The organism is Paenalcaligenes sp. DL 309, assembly GCF_057475285.1.
On the sequence record NZ_JBYBKW010000008.1, the window covers coordinates 27,206 to 46,071 of the forward strand.

The 18,866-nt window shown below is 44.1% G+C and carries 20 protein-coding genes; 8 read left to right on the top strand and 12 right to left on the bottom strand.

Annotation, left to right across the window (positions count from 1 at the left end; all coding sequences use genetic code 11):
- Window position 1 precedes the first annotated feature (1 nt).
- Complete coding sequence (gene dnaQ, locus AC2UZJ_RS10465) at window positions 2-730, top strand: DNA polymerase III subunit epsilon (protein ID WP_486950098.1); 729 nt, start codon at window positions 2-4, stop codon at window positions 728-730.
- On the opposite strand, the gene AC2UZJ_RS10470 is transcribed toward dnaQ, so the two are convergent.
- The 5 genes from AC2UZJ_RS10470 to AC2UZJ_RS10490 are packed head-to-tail and all read right to left on the bottom strand — an operon-like array spanning window position 727 to window position 5,610.
- Window positions 727-1,152, bottom strand: coding sequence for a RidA family protein (locus AC2UZJ_RS10470; protein ID WP_486950099.1), 426 nt, complete (start codon window positions 1,150-1,152; stop codon window positions 727-729). The two genes, dnaQ and AC2UZJ_RS10470, sit on opposite strands and share 4 nt — an antisense overlap.
- A gap of 46 nt (window positions 1,153-1,198) precedes the next feature.
- On the bottom strand, window positions 1,199-2,047 hold the full coding sequence (gene kynA / locus AC2UZJ_RS10475; protein WP_486950100.1) for a tryptophan 2,3-dioxygenase: 849 nt from the start codon (window positions 2,045-2,047) through the stop codon (window positions 1,199-1,201).
- A gap of 39 nt (window positions 2,048-2,086) precedes the next feature.
- The gene (gene kynB, locus AC2UZJ_RS10480) at window positions 2,087-2,716 is read right to left on the bottom strand and encodes an arylformamidase (RefSeq protein ID WP_486950101.1); all 630 of its coding nucleotides are present in this window, start codon (window positions 2,714-2,716) and stop codon (window positions 2,087-2,089) included.
- Between the two features lie 33 nt (window positions 2,717-2,749).
- Window positions 2,750-4,006 (bottom strand): kynureninase, encoded by a 1,257-nt coding sequence (kynU, locus tag AC2UZJ_RS10485; RefSeq protein ID WP_486950102.1) that lies wholly within the window; start codon window positions 4,004-4,006, stop codon window positions 2,750-2,752.
- A 17-nt stretch (window positions 4,007-4,023) separates the two neighbouring features.
- Entirely contained in the window at window positions 4,024-5,610 is a 1,587-nt protein-coding gene (locus tag AC2UZJ_RS10490; protein WP_486950103.1) for a Na/Pi cotransporter family protein, read from the bottom strand.
- Between the two features lie 143 nt (window positions 5,611-5,753).
- On the opposite strand from AC2UZJ_RS10490, the gene AC2UZJ_RS10495 reads away from it, so the two are divergent.
- Genes AC2UZJ_RS10495 through AC2UZJ_RS10505 form a run of 3 tightly spaced genes read left to right on the top strand, consistent with a single transcriptional unit; the run spans window position 5,754 to window position 8,365 of the window.
- Window positions 5,754-6,596 (top strand): TroA family protein, encoded by an 843-nt coding sequence (locus AC2UZJ_RS10495; RefSeq protein ID WP_486950104.1) that lies wholly within the window; start codon window positions 5,754-5,756, stop codon window positions 6,594-6,596.
- Window positions 6,586-7,602 (top strand): FecCD family ABC transporter permease, encoded by a 1,017-nt coding sequence (locus AC2UZJ_RS10500; RefSeq protein WP_486950155.1) that lies wholly within the window; start codon window positions 6,586-6,588, stop codon window positions 7,600-7,602. The genes AC2UZJ_RS10495 and AC2UZJ_RS10500 overlap by 11 nt, the downstream gene beginning before the upstream one ends.
- 43 nt (window positions 7,603-7,645) lie before the next feature.
- Window positions 7,646-8,365, top strand: a complete 720-nt coding sequence (locus tag AC2UZJ_RS10505) for an ABC transporter ATP-binding protein (RefSeq protein ID WP_486950105.1) — start codon at window positions 7,646-7,648, stop codon at window positions 8,363-8,365.
- On the opposite strand, the gene AC2UZJ_RS10510 is transcribed toward AC2UZJ_RS10505, so the two are convergent.
- Both AC2UZJ_RS10510 and AC2UZJ_RS10515 read right to left on the bottom strand, forming a co-directional pair.
- A complete protein-coding gene (locus tag AC2UZJ_RS10510) occupies window positions 8,362-9,414 on the bottom strand; it encodes a porin (protein WP_486950106.1) in 1,053 nt (350 codons plus the stop codon). The genes AC2UZJ_RS10505 and AC2UZJ_RS10510 overlap by 4 nt on opposite strands.
- 11 nt (window positions 9,415-9,425) lie before the next feature.
- Window positions 9,426-9,944, bottom strand: coding sequence for a hypothetical protein (locus tag AC2UZJ_RS10515; protein WP_486950107.1), 519 nt, complete (start codon window positions 9,942-9,944; stop codon window positions 9,426-9,428).
- A gap of 21 nt (window positions 9,945-9,965) precedes the next feature.
- Here AC2UZJ_RS10515 and AC2UZJ_RS10520 point away from each other — a divergent pair, with 21 nt between their 5' ends.
- Window positions 9,966-10,433 carry a methylated-DNA--[protein]-cysteine S-methyltransferase gene (locus tag AC2UZJ_RS10520; protein WP_486950108.1) on the top strand — a complete coding sequence of 156 codons (468 nt, stop codon included), beginning with the start codon at window positions 9,966-9,968 and terminating at the stop codon, window positions 10,431-10,433.
- Window positions 10,427-12,076: an ABC1 kinase family protein gene (locus AC2UZJ_RS10525; protein ID WP_486950109.1), complete on the top strand. Its 1,650-nt coding sequence runs from the start codon at window positions 10,427-10,429 to the stop codon at window positions 12,074-12,076. The genes AC2UZJ_RS10520 and AC2UZJ_RS10525 overlap by 7 nt, the downstream gene beginning before the upstream one ends.
- A gap of 5 nt (window positions 12,077-12,081) precedes the next feature.
- Here AC2UZJ_RS10525 and AC2UZJ_RS10530 read toward each other — a convergent pair whose 3' ends face one another.
- Window positions 12,082-12,831 carry a flagellar brake protein gene (locus AC2UZJ_RS10530; protein ID WP_486950110.1) on the bottom strand — a complete coding sequence of 250 codons (750 nt, stop codon included), beginning with the start codon at window positions 12,829-12,831 and terminating at the stop codon, window positions 12,082-12,084.
- Window positions 12,832-12,954: 123 nt separating this feature from the next.
- Between AC2UZJ_RS10530 and AC2UZJ_RS10535 the strand changes: the two genes are divergently transcribed.
- The gene (locus AC2UZJ_RS10535; RefSeq protein WP_486950111.1) at window positions 12,955-13,398 is read left to right on the top strand and encodes a YidB family protein; all 444 of its coding nucleotides are present in this window, start codon (window positions 12,955-12,957) and stop codon (window positions 13,396-13,398) included.
- Here the strand turns inward: AC2UZJ_RS10535 and AC2UZJ_RS10540 are convergent, their stop codons facing one another.
- Entirely contained in the window at window positions 13,399-14,676 is a 1,278-nt protein-coding gene (locus tag AC2UZJ_RS10540) for a bifunctional O-acetylhomoserine aminocarboxypropyltransferase/cysteine synthase (protein WP_486950112.1), read from the bottom strand.
- Between the two features lie 163 nt (window positions 14,677-14,839).
- On the opposite strand from AC2UZJ_RS10540, the gene AC2UZJ_RS10545 reads away from it, so the two are divergent.
- Window positions 14,840-17,356 carry an AsmA family protein gene (locus tag AC2UZJ_RS10545; protein ID WP_486950113.1) on the top strand — a complete coding sequence of 839 codons (2,517 nt, stop codon included), beginning with the start codon at window positions 14,840-14,842 and terminating at the stop codon, window positions 17,354-17,356.
- Here the strand turns inward: AC2UZJ_RS10545 and AC2UZJ_RS10550 are convergent.
- The 3 genes from AC2UZJ_RS10550 to rsmD form a co-directional block, all read right to left on the bottom strand.
- Window positions 17,353-17,607, bottom strand: coding sequence for a YfhL family 4Fe-4S dicluster ferredoxin (locus tag AC2UZJ_RS10550; RefSeq protein WP_486950114.1), 255 nt, complete (start codon window positions 17,605-17,607; stop codon window positions 17,353-17,355). The genes AC2UZJ_RS10545 and AC2UZJ_RS10550 overlap by 4 nt on opposite strands.
- Window positions 17,608-17,690: 83 nt before the next feature.
- Window positions 17,691-18,209, bottom strand: coding sequence for a pantetheine-phosphate adenylyltransferase (coaD, locus tag AC2UZJ_RS10555; protein WP_486950115.1), 519 nt, complete (start codon window positions 18,207-18,209; stop codon window positions 17,691-17,693).
- Window positions 18,210-18,281: 72 nt separating this feature from the next.
- Entirely contained in the window at window positions 18,282-18,860 is a 579-nt protein-coding gene (gene rsmD / locus AC2UZJ_RS10560) for a 16S rRNA (guanine(966)-N(2))-methyltransferase RsmD (protein ID WP_486950116.1), read from the bottom strand.
- Window positions 18,861-18,866 lie beyond the last annotated feature (6 nt).

The window sequence follows — 18,866 nt, forward strand, 5'->3', positions numbered from 1 at the left end:
TATGCGTCAAATTGTTTTAGATACGGAAACCACGGGTTTAGATCCGGATGACGGTCACCGTTTAGTAGAAATTGCTGGTGTAGAAATTGCCAATAGACAGGTACTAACAGCCCCCGAAAATCAATTGCATTTATATGTAAATCCTGGGCGTGATTCTGATCCTGAAGCTTTAGATGTGCATGGCTTAACGACTGAGTTTTTGTCCCAGTACCCGTCTATTGAGGAGGTTATTGATGAGATCATCGCCTTTGTGTCGGGCAATGAAATTATTATTCACAACGCCCCCTTTGATACCAAGTTTTTAGATGCGGAGTTTGTGCGTTTTGGCTATAAGCCTTTTACTGCGTATTGTGGCAAAATTACGGACTCTTTAGTGTATGCCCGTGAATTACACCCAGGGAAACGTAATAATCTAGATGCCTTATGTGATCGCTACGAGATATCGAATGAGCATCGTATCTTGCACGGCGCTTTATTAGACTCCGAGTTATTGGCGGATGTGTGGCTGGCCATGACCCGTGGCCAAGACAGCCTCATTATGAGTTTTGCTAGCGCCGAACAAGACGCGGAGGGCGCAGACAGCCTCACACGCTTTGACCCTAAAACCTTGCCCGTCATTCAGGCCTCAGAGCAAGAGTTACTCGCGCATCAGGCGTATTTAGATAAATTAGCTGAAAGCAATAAAACCCCACCGTTATGGTCTGAGTTAACTTCTACAGAAGGCGTTTAATCTTTTGTAGGAATTACGGCAATGCCTTCGATCTCAATACGAAACTCGGGCAAGGCTAGCTGGGTAACGCCTAGCATGGTGTTGGCTGCGGGAAGGTGACCTTCGTAAAACTCCGTGATCATTTTGCTGAGCCCCATCATGTCTTCCGTGGTGTGGTTGACTAAATACGTACGTAAGCGCACTAGATTTTCTGGGCCTGCACCCACTTCAGCTAGTACTTGTTTAATATTTAAAAGCACTTGCTTTGCTTGGCCTGTAATCGAGTCACCTCCCACTAATTGATAGTCTTTGTCCCAAGCAACTTGCCCTGCTAAATGTATAGTTTGGCCTTTGTGTTGTTGTACTGCATGAGAAAAACCATAATCGGTGGAGTTATAGAGTTGAGCGGAATTGATGGTGGTTTTTAATGTGGAAATACTCATCGTATTCTTCTCCTTAGGTTAATTGTCTAATTATTAAATGAATCAATCAAAGCTCGGTGCGTAGACTCCAGAGTTCAGGAAAGAGCACCACATCGAGCATCTTACGTAAGTAATCCACGCCTGAAGTACCACCCGTACCACGTTTAAAACCAATAATGCGCTCTACCGTCGTCACATGACGGAAACGCCATTGCCTAAAAGCATCTTCAATATCAATCAGTTTTTCACCTAATTGATAAACATCCCAGTACTTTTCTGGGTTTTGGTATGCCGTTAACCAAGCGTCTTCTATGGCCTTATTAGCCACGTAGGGTTCAGTCCAGTCGCGTTCTAGGTAGGATTGCGGGATGGCAATGCCTTGTCTATGCATAAGATGAATGGCTTCATCATATAAGGAAGGGGCTTCGTAGCTTTGCTGTACCATTTTTAAAAGATCAGCACGGTGGGCATGAGGTTTGAGCATAGCAGCATTTTTATTGCCCAAGACAAATTCAATTTGTCTGTATTGATAGCTTTGAAAACCGCTGGATTTAGCCAAGTAAGGGCGTAGCGCGCTGTATTCGGGGGGCGTCATGGTAGACAGTACGGTCCACGCATGCACCAGTTGCTCCATAATGCGGCCTACTCTGGCCAGCATTTTAAATGCTTCTGGCAAGCTATCTTGACGAATGTTTTCTACCGCTGCTGTCAATTCATGCAGCATCAACTTCATCCACAACTCACTGGTTTGATGCTGAATAATAAACAGCATCTCATTGTGTTCGGGCGACAGCGGGTGTTGAGCATTTAAGATTTCATCTAAATGTAAATAACTGCCGTAGGTCATGTCTTTAGAGAAATCCAGCTGCGCGCCTTCGGCATGCACAATATCTTCTGGCTTGGGAGTGAAGGTCATTATAGTAATTTATTTAATAATTAATTGATTAATTTAATATTAAAGTGCGCGCAAAATGGCACGCACTGGACTGGCATCGGCCTCAGCTAGCTTTAGAGGTAAGGCTATAAGCTCGTAATCACCATCTTTAACAGCGTGTAGATCGAGATTTTCTAAAACACGCATATCATAAGACAAAATGCGCTGATGACTGCAAAGTGTTTTACTGCTGGCTGGATCTATGCTGGGCGTATCTATGCCTATAAGCCGTACGCCATGGGCATGGAGTAAATCAATAGTTTCAGGGGAAAAGGCGGTAAATTCAGACTGCCAAGCAGTAGGCGGAGCATTATCGGAGGTACGTACTAAAATACGTGCAGGCACCTTAAAAAGAGCGTGCTCTATGTGTTGCGGCTGAATGAGAGCGCCACAGTTAATAGCGTGTATCACTCTACAAGGCCCTAAAAAAGGGTCTAAATCCATTTCTCCTGCGCTAAGCCCATCTGCGGCATAATGCAGTGGTGCATCGGCATGAGCGCCTATATGAGGCGACATCTGTAAAGAGCTCACATTGACAGGGCATTGTTGCGTGAGCTGCCAAGTCCACACTTGGCTGTAGGGTGTATCTCCTGGAAATACAGGGCTTTGGCTAGAAATAGCAGGGGAAATATCCCATATTTTTTTTGTCATTGTGTGTTTTTATAAATAACCAGTAATCGGTGCTTAGGTAACGGCATTTTTTTCTAAACGTACATCGTACTTTTTGTTATCTAAAATATCGACAAGGGTTTCTACCGCATTCCACACATCTGTAAAAGAGGTGTATAGCGGTGTAAAACCAAAACGCATAATATGCGGCTCCCTATAATCTCCAATTACACCGCGTTTTATCAAAGCTTGGATTACCGCATAGCCGTGAGGGTGGGCAATGCTCACTTGGCTGCCCCGAACTGCATGTGCACGTGGAGTCTCTAGGGTTAAGGCGTGATCACCGCAGCGCTGCTCTATGAGCTTAATAAATAAATCTGTTAAAGCTAAGGATTTAGCCCGTATTGCCTCCATAGAGGTTTGTTTGAAAATCGCTAAACCAGAAGAAATTAAGGACAGAGAAATAATGGGTTGTGTGCCACATAAGGCAGCACGTATATCACCAGCTGCTTGAAAAGAAGTTTGCATTTCAAAGGGGGATTGATGCGCCCACCAACCGGATAAAGGTTGGGTAAAACTAGCTTGATGTTTTTTAGACACCCAAATAAAGGCGGGAGCACCCGGGCCACCATTTAAGTATTTATATGTGCAACCTACCGCAAAATCTGCATTGGCTTGATTTAAATCCACGGGCACAGCACCCGCTGAGTGGCATAAATCCCAAATAATTAAAGCGTTGTGTTTGTGAGAATGAGCAGTGAGAGCCTGCATATCAAGCATATGGCCAGTGCGGTAATTCACATGAGTTAAAAGCACCACAGCTACTTCATCATTAATGGCGCTATAAAGCTCGGCGGGTGAGTCCACTAAACGTAACTCGTAGCCATCATTTAAAAAATGTTTAATACCTTCAATAATATAAATGTCGGTAGGGAAATTACTGCGTTCTGTCAGAATAACCCGGCGCTGTGCTGTTTTGGTTTGGTTTTTTTGCTTGTGCAAAGCAGCCGCCACGGCTTTAAAGATATTAACAGAAGTTGAGTCGGTAACGGCCACTTCGCCCTCATTTGCTCCTATTAAGGGAGCTAGCTCATTACCAATACTCAAAGGTAAATTAAACCAACCCGCGCTATTCCAGCTTTGAATTAAATCGTTACCCCACTCTTGAGTGATGACGTGTTGAGCTTTAGTTAAGGCATTTTTAGGCTGTGCACCTAAGGAGTTACCATCTAAATAAATGGTGTTTTTAGGTAAAGAAAACAAATCGCGTAGGGGGGCTAACTCATCCGCTGCGTCAAGTTGAGTGCAATGTGTTGCCGTAATTATTGTCATTATAAAGATTCCTTTGCTTAATCCTTTTGGTTGTTTTGGCTTACTTGGCTTAGGTAGTGGCCAATGCGCCATATGTGATGCGCATTACGCTCCAACCAACGGTAGTTATCGGTTTCTAATAACACTTCACGATTGGAAGAGGGATGACCGTGTTGTTGCAGTAATACAGCACGAGTTTTTGCGGAAAGGTTTTTTAGTTTTTCTGCTATCAATCCTAACTGTTCTACCCAGTCTTCCGGTGCATTAGAGGTTAAACCTGCTTCTATAAGCTGCAATTGTTCTAGACCTAAGGTTACGGCCTCAGCAAAGCCACGTTGGTTAATATGGTGATTACCTTCAATAAAATATTGTTGTCTAACCGCTAAACGCATTAAGTGATCTACGGCGTGGAGTTGCGCCACTTTTATAGTGTTGAGTTCATCATTATTACTGTCAATTTGCACACGTGAAATAAAATCAAATACGGTTTCTAAGGCGGCAATTTGAGGCGCTAAATGTGCTATCTTCGGGTAGCCGGTATTACTGAGAAGATGACCATGTAAAATAAAAAACTCCTCTGAGATTTCATTTATGGTGCGTTGTGCAGCTTCTAGCGCTAGGCTGGGCACGCCCAGTACACTATCATCTAAATGTGGCGTGAGGTCGTTGGGTTTTTCTGGTAATAAGCGCTCAATAAGGTGAGCAAATTGATCAATAAATGGGGCAAATAGCACGGCGCCCAATAAAATAAATAAACTATGAAAAGCTGCCAAACTCACTGCGCCAGGTGTGATTTGAAAATAATTAGCAACTCGCATTAATAAATACAAATACACAGGCAACAGTAAAATAGCAATGATGCCGGTGACTAGATTAAAAAGCACATGAGCTAAAGCGGTACGTTTAGCGGAATTACTGGCGCCTATGCTTACCAATGCCGTGGTAAGCGTAGTACCTATGGCAGCCCCTACAATAACGGAACCCGCTTGATCTAAGCTAATAGCACCCGCATGTACAGCGGTGAGGGTCGTAGCAATAGCGGCTGTAGAGGACTGTAATAATGCCGTCATTGCTAAGCCAATTAGCATAATAACTAAATGGGCACCTAAGCCGCCCACTGGCAGTGCCGCTAAATCTACGTGGGCGGTTAAGCCCGTCATGGCATCTTGCAAGGTGCGTAAACCTAAAAACAAAATACCAAAACCCGCTAGGGCCATGCCTAGCTCACCTACTTTCCCTTTAGAAAGAAGCTTACAGAGGGCGCCTATGCCAATTAGGGGTAAAGTATAAAAACTAAGATTAATTTTAAGGGCTATACCTGAAACCACCCAGCTCGCAGCGGAGTTACCCAAGCTGGCTCCCATCACCACACCAATAGCATGACTAAAAGAAATTAATCCCGCACTTACAAAACCAATTAGGGTGACGGTAGTGGCTGTAGAAGACTGCATCATGGCAGTTAATACTGCTCCTGAGGAAAAAGCCTTAAGAGGGGTGCCAGTAAAACGCACTAAGCTTTTACGTAAGGTATCCCCGGCAAAAGCCACTAAGCTTTTAGAAAGCAGCATCATCCCAATCAGAAATAAACCCACTCCCCCAATGAAAGGGAAGATCACGTTCAGCATAAAACCACCTAGATAATAAAGGAAGCTATCCTATAATAGATTGCATACAGATCAACAGCATAATAATCTATTACTTATCATTCCATTCCATTTCATTTCATTCAATTTATCATTTATATAATAAAATCGTTTAAAGGCCTAACATGAATCGCCGTGCTTTAATTAAAGCCCTAGCTAGTGTGGGAGTATTTATTGGTAGTGGTTTATCACCAATATTATTTGCACAAGACAAGCCCCAGCTACTTGCTCCTCCAAAAGTTACTTCACCACTCTTTCACGTTTTTGGTGTTTTGCCAGAGCCGGTAGAAATTAAACGCATCTTTGTTGCAGACACGGCAGCCAGTGTGTTGGTTAATAGCGTGGCGCCTAAGCAGTTATTAGGCTGGCCGTTTGAGCTGTCTGCAGCTTCATTACGATGGTTGAGTGATTTTAGTCGTCAGTTGCCGATAGTAGGACATGTGGGTGAGGGTACAAGTAGTATTTCTATTGAGCAGTTATTGGCGCTAAGGCCCAATATTATTGTGGCTATGGGCAATGCCAATGAGAACAATTTAGCTCAAGCAAAGCAGTTGCATGAGCAAACAGGGATTACCTATGTGTTAGTGAGTGGTGATATTCAAGATATCCCTGAGCAGACTCGTGTTTTAGGCGCAGTATTAGGACATCAGCGTCATGGCCAGCAGCTTGCCACCGCAGCACAAGAGGTATTAAGAGAATTTACTGCTACAGGAGCTTCTTTGAAAGAAGAAATAGCCACTGTAGATATAGCTCCCACAGTGCCTTTTGATTGGTTAAATGAGCCGGCTAGTGTAAATCGTTTGTTGGGTGTGGCTTTGCTGTCTGCACGCTTACAAAACGAAGAGCAGCCTGTATTAATAGATAAGTTACGTCATTTGTTTATTTTGTATTTTGGTTTTGATCCCGGTGAGAAGCAGCTGCAAGAGTTGCTTGATAATCCGGCTGCTTATGCGAACCATGCACCGTAAAAATGGGGTTATGTCGCGTAATCGTTTGCTAACGTTAGGTTTAATAATAGCCTTTGCAGTCGCTTTTTTATTGGGGTTGTTAGTAGGGCAGTTTCCGTTGAGTTTTTCTGAGGTGCTGTATAGTCTTTATACAGCAGGCCAGCAGAGCACAGCGGCTGATTTAGTGGTGTGGGATTTACGCTTACCGCGCTTAGCTGCTGCTATTTTAGTGGGGGCTTCTTTAGCGGCAGCGGGAGCGACTTACCAAGCTATGTTTAGAAATCCATTGGTCTCACCAGATATTTTAGGTGTATCCGCTGGGGCAGGTCTGGGGGCAGTGGTGGCTATTTATCTTAGCTTGCCCTTGGTGGGTGTACAGTTATTGGCGTTTTTAGGCGGTTTAGGGTCTGTGGCCTTAGTTTATGGCGTGTCTTTAGCCAATAAGCGTCATGACCCGGTTTTGGTTTTGGTGTTGGCTGGGGTAGCAGTCAGTACATTTTTAGGGGCAGGGATTTCTTTGATTAAAATACTGGCAGATCCCTACACCCAGTTGCCTACCATTACTTTTTGGCTTTTAGGCGGGCTTAATACGGTGAGCTTCACTGAATTAAGGTGGGCTCTGCCTTTTGTGTTGTTGGGTTTAATTCCTGTTTACTTATTGCGTTGGCGTATTAATTTATTAAGTCTTAGCGATACAGAAGCACAGTCTTTAGGATTAAACACCGCCGGTTTGCGGGTGGGGCTTATTTTTTGTGCCACTTTAATGACGGCGGCTGCGGTGTCATTTACAGGTATTATTGGCTGGGTAGGTTTAGTGATTCCGCACATGGCTCGATTGCTAGTTGGGTCTGAGTTTTCTAGGCTTTTACCTACCTCCCTCTTAATGGGAGCTATTTTTTTGTTATTAACGGATAACCTAGCTCGTAATGCCACCCAAATGGAATTACCTTTAGGCGTGTTGACCGCTATTATTGGTACCCCTTTCTTTTTGTATTTGCTCATACGGGGCAGTGACCGTGCCCAGTAAGAGGACGCCTATTATTCAAGCGCATAACTTAAGCATTGGGTATATGCCTAAAAAAATAGGAGAAGACATTAGCTTTAGCCTGTATGCTGGGCAAGTCTTATGTTTACTAGGGCCCAATGGCAGCGGTAAATCTACGTTATTTAAAAGTACGTTGGGCTTACTGCCATTACTAGGCGGTGACATTACCATAAACAGCACCTCACTTAAGTTCTGCAGCCGTAAACAAATAGCACAAACTATTGCCTATGTGCCTCAGGCCAGTGCGGGTATGTTTGCTTTTAGGGTGTTAGATGTGGTGCTGATGGGGCGTAGTGCACATTTGGGCTTATTTTCCAGTCCCAGCGCTGAGGATTATGATATTGCGCAGCAAAGTTTAGTCCAGTTAGGCATTATGCACCTGTCTGAGCGCAATTACACTCAAATTAGTGGCGGTGAGCAGCAATTGGTACTTTTAGCGCGAGCCCTAACACAGCAGCCACAGGCTTTAATACTTGATGAGCCCACCGCCAGTCTGGATTTTGGTCATCAAATCCAAGTGCTAGACCAAATAAGAGGTTTAAAAAATCAAGGCCTAGCGATTTTTCTTTGTACTCATCAGCCTGAGCATGCATATAGAGTGGCTGATGAGGTGTTACTCCTTAAAAAAGGGCAGGTGATGGCTGCCGGAGAGGCTGCCACCACCTTGACTGTACATACCCTATCACAGCTCTATGAGTTGCCTTTGTCTGTGGTGCGCCAGCATTTACAAAATTTTATTGCTTAAAAGCTATGTGTAATGCCTATAGCCACCCGGCGGCTCTTCGGGTTGTCTGCACTCAACATCTCATCAGGGCTATAGTTTTTTCCGTAGGCGCCAAAAGCGTAAAGCTGGGTGCGAGCAGATAGAGTATGCAGATAACCCATAGAGTACACCTGCGCTTTTTTGGCTTTCTGATCGGTGTCTTGCCAATGCCAATTCGGCTTAGCCAAACTCCATTGTGCACCCAGCTCACCATTCGTAGTAACAGGTATAGACGCCCCCACATACCAGCTATCAATGCGTCCACCTTCTATGAACTCAATGGCATTAAAGCCATTGTTTCCCACAAAGCCATTTTTTTGCCTAGCCCATGCAGTAGAAAAGGTAAATGCATCAAAGTCATATTTCAACCCAAACTGCCATGCTTTGGCTTGTTTGCGCTTGTCATAACTGAGCGCCGCGTAGAGTTTGTTGGCTTCATAACGCAAAGCAATATTAGTGGCACTATCATCCGGCTCGTTATGGCTACTTTGAGTTGTTGCTTTGTTTTTGGATTTATAGCCCGTACCTAATTGAAAGCCAGCCCATTCGGGCGAGCTGTATTGTATAGCGTTGTTTTGTTGATAATCATCGCTATTACGCAATAAAGCACCCATGCCGAAATCTTTCCAGCCAGCTAATTCCAGTTCTGCATTAAACGCTTGGGAGATAGGATTTTGGCGGCCTACATACAAACCACCTAATGCATTGTGCTCTAAGCCAAGTTTAGCGGCATAGTTAAAAAAACTATCGTCTTCTTCAGAGTTGCCCGTTAGCGTATCAAAGCCGCTTTCAAGCTGAAAGATAACGCTTAAGCCATTACCAAGTTCTTCAGTGCCAATTAAGCCCCAGTACGAGTTGTCTTGGCCACCGTTTATGAGACCATTTGTGGTGCCTTCGGTTGAGATTCGGCTATGAGCTAGTCCCGTATCTATGTTGCCATAGAGCTGTACTTGCGTTTGCGCCTGAGCAGTAAAACTGCTAAGAATTAGAAGGTTGAATGTAATTAATAAAGTGTTTTTTTTGACAAACATACATAGAAAAATCAGTTGAAATGTTTGTCAATAATAGTCGTAAATGCTTCTTCGGCACTCATACCTTTGGCCATCAGGACGCTAATATCATCGGCATGCTTTTGTATACCTGTAGGGAGCTGTTCACGATTTTGACGAAAATAATTATATTTATCGATTTCTATTTGTTCAGCGGCTAGGCTTGCGGCTGTTTTACGTACCGCTCCTGCGCTACTGCTTTTACGAGCCCTAGTGGTTTTAGGTGGCGGCGCAGTCATGGATTGTTGTACTTCTTCTAGACTAAATTCAGCCGAAAGCGCGTCGCTTATGTTACCGTTTTCATTTAGGCTATGTAGTAGATGCTTACCGTCAAAGCCCATTTTACGCCCGCTTTGAGTAATAATTTGGTAGATGGGCATTTTACCGTGGCCGGGAAATTCAAACTGTACGCTTATACCGTAGGTTTGTATTTTCTCTGCTACCTCTTTTAAGTAGTCAATTGACAATGAAGATAAGTCACCGTTCCAACGTTTAGATCGTCTTGTAGTCAAAATATATCACCTGAAAATGTCATGAAACTCGATTATAACTTTCTTCTTATGCCTGTAGGGTTGATTCTGTTGGCTACAGAACACAATCAGCTTTGTTGGCTAAGTATAGGCGATGATAAAGCCGCGCTATTACAAACCTTACAACAGCAACCCTACTATATGAATGCACAGCTACAGCATAATGAAAACTTAACCTTAGAGATGGCCAAGTCTTTGCCTTTAGCGCCTAGAGGCACGGCATGGCAGCAACAGGTTTGGCAACAGCTACAGCAAATTCCTAAAGGTACTACGATTAGCTATACCGAATTAGCACAGCGCTGTGACAAGCCTCAATCCGTGCGAGCAGTGGCTAGTGCCTGTGCTAAAAATCCCATTGCGTTATTTATACCTTGTCATCGGGTGGTGGCGAAATCTGGAGCCTTGAGTGGTTATAGGTGGGGGGTAGCAAGAAAAGAATGGCTGCTTAATTGGGAGAAAAATGCATGCTAGAAACCGCAATTGTGGCAGCAAGAGATCGCACCCGCTTGATGGAGGTGGCTGGAATATTTATTGGTTTTGGGGTGGATGGCATTGTAGAACAGTTAGGCTTACGTAAAATATTACCTAAGTCTCAACAGCAACGCTCAGAAGATGCTGACCAGCTCTCCATGCCGGAGCGTTTACGTAAAGCTATAGAAGCCTTAGGTCCTACGTATGTGAAGCTAGGTCAAATATTGGCCACTCGTCATGATTTGTTAACACCTGAATGGACTACGGAATTAGAAAAGTTGCATAGCCATGTATCGGCTGTGCCGTGGGAGGTGGTATCTCCCCAAATTATTGCTGATCTGGGCGCGGACCCTCACGAGGTATTTGTGGATTTTAATACGCAGCCCATTGCCGCCGCTTCCATGGCGCAAGTGTATCAGGCGCGATTGCATGATGGCACCGATGTGGTGTTAAAGGTGCGACGGCCCGATTTGCGTGGCACCATTGAAGCGGATTTACGCTTATTGAGTCATGCGGCACATCTATTGGCTGAAAGTGGTCCTGAGTGGGCACGTTTTAAACCCGATGAAATAGTGAGTTATTTAAGCAACGCGCTCAGAGAAGAATTAGACTTTGTACGCGAAGGCCATAATAACGATCAAATTGCATTATCTTTTGCCAATAATCCAGATGTGGTCATTCCCAAAGTGTATTGGCAATGGACATCTGAGCGTTTGTTGGTGCAAGAGTTTATCCGGGGTGTAAATCCTACACATGCCTTGGAATTAGAACAGCATGGTTTAAATCCGCAGCTTCTAGCACAGCGTGGTGCTTTAGCCGTACTCAAAATGATACTGCAAGATCGCTTATTTCATGCTGATCCACACCCCGGTAATTTACTCGCTATGACGCAGAATCGCATTGGTTTTATTGATTTTGGCATGATAGGGTATTTGTCTGAACGCCGTAAGCGCCAACTATTAGTTTTATTTAGAGCATTGGCTGAAGGCCATGGCGAAGGTGTGGCTTCCATGCTGCTGACCTGGTCCGATCGTTACGATGCTGATCCTGTACATATTGATATGGCAGTAGAGCGTTTTTTAGCGCAACACAGCACTGGGCCTTTACGAATAGGGCAAGCGCTCAGTGATTTCATGGCTTTAGCACGCCAGCAAACAATCACCTTACCGGCAGATTTAACGCTGCTATTTAAAACCTTTATTACGGCGGATGGGGTATTGCGTAGAGTGGATCCGCAGCTAGATATTATTGCGCTCGCTAAGCCCATGATTCAAGAAGAGATTAAAAAGCATTACACTCCTAAAGCCATAAAAAAAAGAAGCACGTATTTAGTCAGTGAGTTTTATGATTTAGCCACAGATACACCGGGTGCGATACGTTTATTGTTACATCGCTTACGTCATGGGCGCATTGGTGTAGATATGGAGGTGAGGCACTTAGATCGCTTAGCTAAAACCTTAGAGCGCTCGGCGATTCGGCTTTGTATTGCCGTAGTAACAGCGGCTTTTGTGCTCGGTTTAGCTCCGCGTTTATTTGATTTAGGCCCTGTAATTTGGGGTATACCGTTATTTGCTTGGTTAGGGATGGGGGCGACGGCTATGGGCTGTGGTTTGTTGTTTTATTGGTTTCTTAAGCCCAAATAGAGACGTTAAATCAAGCCACGATCACGAGCAATACGTTGGCGTTCTTCTTGGTCTATAAAGTTTTGCACTTTAATCTTATCTCTGGCGGCAAGCCTAAAAAAAGTTCCACCATAACGGGTGAATTTTTTTCCAGATGCCATGGTTTGACTTTGCTCTCGCACGATTTTTAGATCTATGGTGATTTGTCCCACACCAGGAAGTTCTAAGATGCCATTTTTAAAAATATATCCTTTGTGGATATCGTGCGGCTCTAACAAGTTCTGATCGTCTAAAATAGATAATCCACTCGCACTAATATCAAATATCTTTAAGAGTAAGTTTTCTTCTTTAAGCTTAACGGCTAAGGTGGCCGCATTACTGGTAGATGGTTGTATTCTAAAGCTGTCACGGCGTTGTATACGCCGTAAGTACTGGGGAATGGGGCCAATTAAGGCGGGGCGATCTTCATAAGTGCTAGCACTTATAGGGCCTAGGCTAAACTCAATATTGACCTGATTTATTTGAGTGGAAAAATAGGCTTTACCCGCTTCTATGAGTTGCCGGTTGGTGGTTTCTTGGGCTGCACTATCGATAATTAATTGCTCATTATCAAAATCAATACTTACCAAGGTGGTAATTACAGAATGATTAGGGTCACCGGCATGCATACGAACCAAGGATCCTTGCTTAATAATATCTAATAAGATTTGATCAATTTCTGCTATAGCGTCTATACGAAAAGGATCGTAACCGCCTTGATTGGATGCGTCTACCATAAAAAAAACACTGTAAAGTAATGAGCCCATAAAGGGTCTATTATGCCAAAATCTGGCAAACTAAGTGGAACAAAGCTTCTATAGCATTAATTAATAGCTAATACCATACATAACGGAGTCACAATGAGTTTATTCAATTCAGTTTTATCTGCGGCCACTTCTTTTGGTCTAGGTAAAGATCAAAAGGAGCAAGCCTCGTTATTGCCGGCTTTAATTCAAGTTGTTAATCAGTATCCGGGTGGTATCACTGGCCTTATGCAGGCATTTCAGCAAGGAGGTTTAGGCGCCATTGTGAGTTCTTGGATGAGTCAGGGTCAAAACCTGCCGGTAGAACCTAGTCAGTTACAACAAGTTTTAGGATCCTCAATAGTGAGTAATTTAGTACAAAAAAGTGGTTTAGATCAATCATCGGTATTGAAGCACTTAACTATCTTATTGCCGGTAGTAGTAGATAACGTTTTTAGTAGTCCCGCAGAGGCCGATCGGACTACAGCCTCAGCACAAGCTCCTACCCAATTAGACGTCACTACTTTAATGACGTCTGTATTAGGTATGTTGAAGAAATAATTAGGCTTTGCTAGCTTCTAACGCTTGTTCTATATCGGCTAAAATATCATCAATATGTTCAATGCCTATAGACAAGCGCACCATATCTAAACTCACACCCGCTTGGGCTAATTCGTCTTCATTAAGTTGACGATGCGTAGTGGTGGCGGGATGGCAGGCTAAGGATTTAGTATCGCCAATATTAACTAAACGCAAAATCATTTGCAGGGCATCAATAAACTTAGCACCCGCATCGCGGCCCCCTTTAATACCAAAACTTAAAATAGAAGCTGGCTTCCCAGCAAAATATTTCTGAGCTAAAGCATGTTCAGGACTACTGGCTAAGCCAGCATAATTTACCCAATTAATTTGGGGATGTTTTTCTAAATATTCAGCTACACGTTGCGCGTTTTCTGTATGGCGCTCCATGCGTAAGCTTAAGGTTTCAATGCCTTGTAAGATTTGAAAAGCATTAAAGGGTGATAAGGCCGCACCAGTGTTGCGTAAAGGCACCACTCTGCAACGTCCAATAAAAGCAGCAGCACCTAAAGCTTCTGTGTAAACCACACCGTGATAAGACGGATCGGGTTTATTTAACATAGGAAAGCGCTCTTTATGTTTGGCCCAGTCAAATTTACCTGAGTCCACTACGGCGCCCGCTAAAGTGGTGCCATGCCCCCCCATGTATTTGGTGAGCGAGTGCACTACAATATCTGCACCGTATTCAAACGGTCTGCATAAAGCCGGAGAGGCCACGGTATTATCCACAATAACGGGTACGCCATGGCGGTGCGCCGCCTCACAAACGGCCTCTAAGTCAATGATGTTGCCAGAAGGGTTGCCTATGGTTTCACAAAATATCGCTTTGGTTTTATCATCAATCAAGGCTTCTAAGGCGGCAATGTCATCATGAGGAGCAAACTTTACCGTAATGCCTTGACGCGGTAAGGTGTGAGCAAATAGGTTATATGTGCCACCGTAAAGTTTACTTACCGACACAATGTTGTCGCCCGCTTCAGCAATGGTTTGTATAGCATACGTAATGGCTGCCATGCCTGAAGCTAAGGCTAGAGCACCCACGCCGCCTTCTAAGGCTGCTACACGTTCTTCGAGCACCGCATTGGTAGGGTTGGTTATACGGGTATAAATATTTCCGGGTACTTTTAAATCAAATAAATCCGCGCCATGCTGGGTACTATCAAAGGCATAAGAAGTGGTTTGGTAAATGGGTACTGCCACTGATTTAGTGGTGGGATCTGGTTTATAACCGGCGTGTACCGCTAGGGTGTCAAATTTCATAATAAATGGCCAATGGTTAATTGAATGGGTATTTAATGAGACTAAACAGTATGATGTCATCATACCGGCTTATGTTTCATTACTTAAGTATAAGTATAAGCATAAGCATCTAGATTCCTAAGTAATCGATCAGACAACAATCAGACAATAAACAGATAAACAAATGAAAAAATGGTTTAAACGGGGCATATTTACTGTAGTTACATTATTTATAGTAGCGGTAGTAGGGGCGGCGGTTTTTTTACTTACCTTCGATCCCAATGCTTATAAAGAGCGAGTCGAGCAAATTGTCTACGAGCGCTACCAGCGCACCTTAAAGATAAACGGTGATATAGAACTGTCTTTATTTCCTCGTATAGGGTTATCTGTAGCAGATGTATCCTTAAGCGATCGTAATAGCACACAGCCGTTTGCTGCGGTAGATAGTGCCCGTGTGGCGGTGGCCGTGTGGCCTTTGCTTTGGAATCACTTAGTGGTAGATCATGTGGCGGTAAGTGGCTTTAAAGTGTGGCTCACACGTAATGAGGGCGGGGAGTTTAATTTTACTGATTTATTACAACGTTCCAGCCCCCAGCTTACTCCGTCCTCACCTTCAATAGCAGCGACTTTAGCACCTATAGCCCCAGCTCATGCGGAGAGCCACGCTCCCTTAGGGCACGACACTGATGAAACTATATTTCAAATTGATATTGCGGGCTTAGAGCTTAAAGAAGGAGAGATCCATTTTTTTGATAGTGCTAGCCAAACGCAAATGCGTTTAGTGAACTTAGATATTAATACGGGTCGTATGACTTTTGATCATCCTTTTGATGTAATTTTTAAAGGTCAGCTTCAAGGCGATAAACCGCGGGCAGATGCCACCTTGACGGGGCAAACTGTACTGCAGTTAGAGCCACACCTGAGGCGTTATGTGGCGCAGCGTATTAATGTGTCATTAATAGGTGAGGTAGGTCATTACAAAGCAAACAGTGCCACCTTACGTGGCAGTTTAGAATTACTCACCTTAACCGAAGATTTACGTGCTCGTGATCTAGAGCTCATCAGCCAAGGACGTTGGCAGGATGAAGCCTTAACTCTAAATAAAACCAATATCAATTTCACCGCAGCCCAGCTTAATGTAAAACGTAATCTGGAAATAATACACACGAATAAATTTAAAGTGCGAGCCCATGGATTGTTACCCACAAAGGATGCCGAGGCGGAGCATAAAGTGGAGTTGGCTTTAGATGTACCCCAGCTAAGTGTGGAACCAGAGCGCGTACAGAGCGGCCCTGTTGCGCTGTCATTTAAACAAACTCAAGGTACAAATTTATTTGGAGTAAACGCACGCGTTAAGGCCTTGAGTGGCACGGTAGCACAATTACACTTAGCAGAAGTACAAGCAGATATAGCCAGCAAAAATAGGTATAACGCCTGGAAGCTTGAAGGCACTACGGAGGCACAGGCCCAAGTACAAGGGCAAGACGTGAATGTGCAGTGGCATGATTTAGAAGCGAATCTGCGAGTGGATGATGAGGCTTTAAACCCGAATCCCGCTCACGCTAAAATTACCAGTACTGGTCAGTGGCAAGGGGTAGAAAAACAGTTGCATCTCGAAGGTTTATGGCAAAGTGCCAATACCCATGCATCCTTTGAGTCACTGTTGCAGCAGGATGAACGTTGGCAGCTTGAGGTAAACGTAGATGCCAGTGAGATTGATTTCAATCCTTGGTTGAGGTCCACTGCGCTCAGACAACAACGCCACAACGAACGAGGCACAAATACCACTGCAAAAACGCAGACTGCCACCGCACGTATGCTGCCTGATTACTTGAACTGGCAAGCATTGCCCACGCAGCTTCAATTACAAGCCCATGAGCTCCATTTAGGTAATTACAGTTTTCAAGAGTTGCTACTCAACGCAGAGCAGCAGTCAGGGCTAATAGCTATCACCGAGTTGCAGTCTAGGTTGTTTAATGGTGAGCTTAACGCTACTGGTTCATTGCAGGCTAGAGAGGCGAAGGCGGATGCTCAAGTTAGTTTTAATCAAATTGATTTAGCGCTTTTATCGGAAGCCACAGCTTTAGGGGTGCCGCTTGCGGGACTGGCTAATTTAACAATGGATTTACAAACTGAAGGGCGTACCCCTGCTGCTTGGTGGGCGGGCTTGAGTGGTAATCTCGCCCTAGAGGCTACAGATGGCCGTGTTATCGGGTGGAGTTTTTGGCAGCAACTACAGGCAGTGAATGAAGCCTTACGTAATATGTTTAGTGGTCACGTGGCTGCACTACCACAACAGTTTAATGCTGAGCAAGCCACGGCTTTTACACAGTTAGATGCCAATGTAGAGATAGAACGGGGGCAAGCTCGGTTAAAGCAGTTTGATTTAACTGCTGCAGGAGTAGAGATAAACACTGAGTCTCATGCTTATGTGGATTTGGTTAATAAGCAAATACATTTAGACTTACAAGCAGATCTTCAAGAGCAAACATTAAGCGCTACAGAGAAACCTTTAGAAGGCTATGCCGCGGCGCCTTTGTTTATGAGGCTCAGCGGCCCTTGGAGCGCTCCCGTGTTTGGTTGGCAATGGCAGCGATTAGCACATACTGAAATTAAAGAAGCGATAGATAATGGTTTTTTAGAGCTGCTAGGAAAGCCAGATCTAAGCACCCTTATCGAAGCTGCTGAGTCAGCACCTTAGTTTTTTTTAGCCGTTAGCAGCTCGTATTTAGCAAAGAGCTGCTCCTGGCTTTCTTGGTGATCTGGGTGTACTTCAATGCATTCTACTGGGCAAAACACAATACATTGAGGCTCATCGTGGTGTCCCACACACTCCGTGCATAGATTTGGATCTATTTCATAGATCTCTTCACCCATATAAATGGCGGTGTTAGGGCACTGCGGTTCACACACATCACAGTTAATGCATTCTTCTGTAATAAATAAGGCCATAATAAAACGCCTACATCCTAAAGTTGATTAAAGGAATAATAGGTCTAGTGTAGTCTTAATTAGACCTTAAGGCGTGAATAACCTTATTCGTTTTTGAGTTGCTCAGCGGCTTTTTGAGCACGATGTTCAGCGGCTTTGGTGGTTAGCCAGCGGTCCACAGAAGGAAATACAAATTTACTTACATCCCCGCCTAAGAGGGCAATTTCACGCACAAAGGTGCCGGAAATAAACTGATACTGATCTGATGGTGTCATGAATAAGGTTTCCACTTCAGGCAGTAAATGTCTATTCATGCCAGCCATCTGAAATTCGTATTCAAAATCAGAAACGGCACGCAGACCACGCACAATCACACGGGCATCTTGTTCGCGTACAAAGTCTTTTAAAAGACCACCAAAACTTTTAACTTCCACGTTTGGGTAATGGCTTAACACTTCTTGAGCAATTTCTACACGCTCTTCTATAGTAAAAAAAGGGCGTTTGTTTGGACTATACGCTACTGCTACCACCACGCGATCGAAAAGATGGGCAGCACGACGTACAAGATCTTCATGACCCCGAGTTAAAGGGTCGAAAGTTCCAGGATAGACGGCAGTAATCATAATTAAGTTTGCTGATAGTTAAGAGTTATTAAGAAAAAGAGAAAAAGAGAGAAAGGTAAAATGAGGAGTAGTTTAAGTATTATTGTTTGTTTTTGTGTTTGCAGCAAATTCAAGTAGTTGAAAGTGCACATGACCTGCCTTTTGTTGGCGTAAACTGCTAAAGTTTGAAGGAAAGTTAATGGGACTTTCACTTTCTACGTAAATCAGCGCATCTGGGCGTAGAATAGCAGGCAGGTGCGGCCATATTTGATCTAATAGCCCTTGGTTAAATGGAGGGTCTATAAAGATAAGATCAAAAGGGTGTTCAGTGCGTTGCACCACGTGCAGAGCATCGCCGGCATGTATACGTACTTCATGAGCGCCTATTTTATTACGTAGAGCACGTAGAGCTCGAATGGCTTCAGGGTTTTTTTCTACCATTTGCACAAACTCTACACCGTGTGAAGCCGCTTCAAAGCCTAAGGCTCCCGTGCCTGCAAATAGATCTAATACGCGTTTATGGCTAAAGTCATTAGCCCAGAAATAGCGTAACCAATTAAACAGTGTCTCACGCACGCGGTCTGGTGTGGGGCGTAAACCAGCCGTTTCTACGACTGGTATAGGGGTGCGGCGATACTGCCCGCCCACAATACGAATTGCATTTTTTTTCATGTTTAT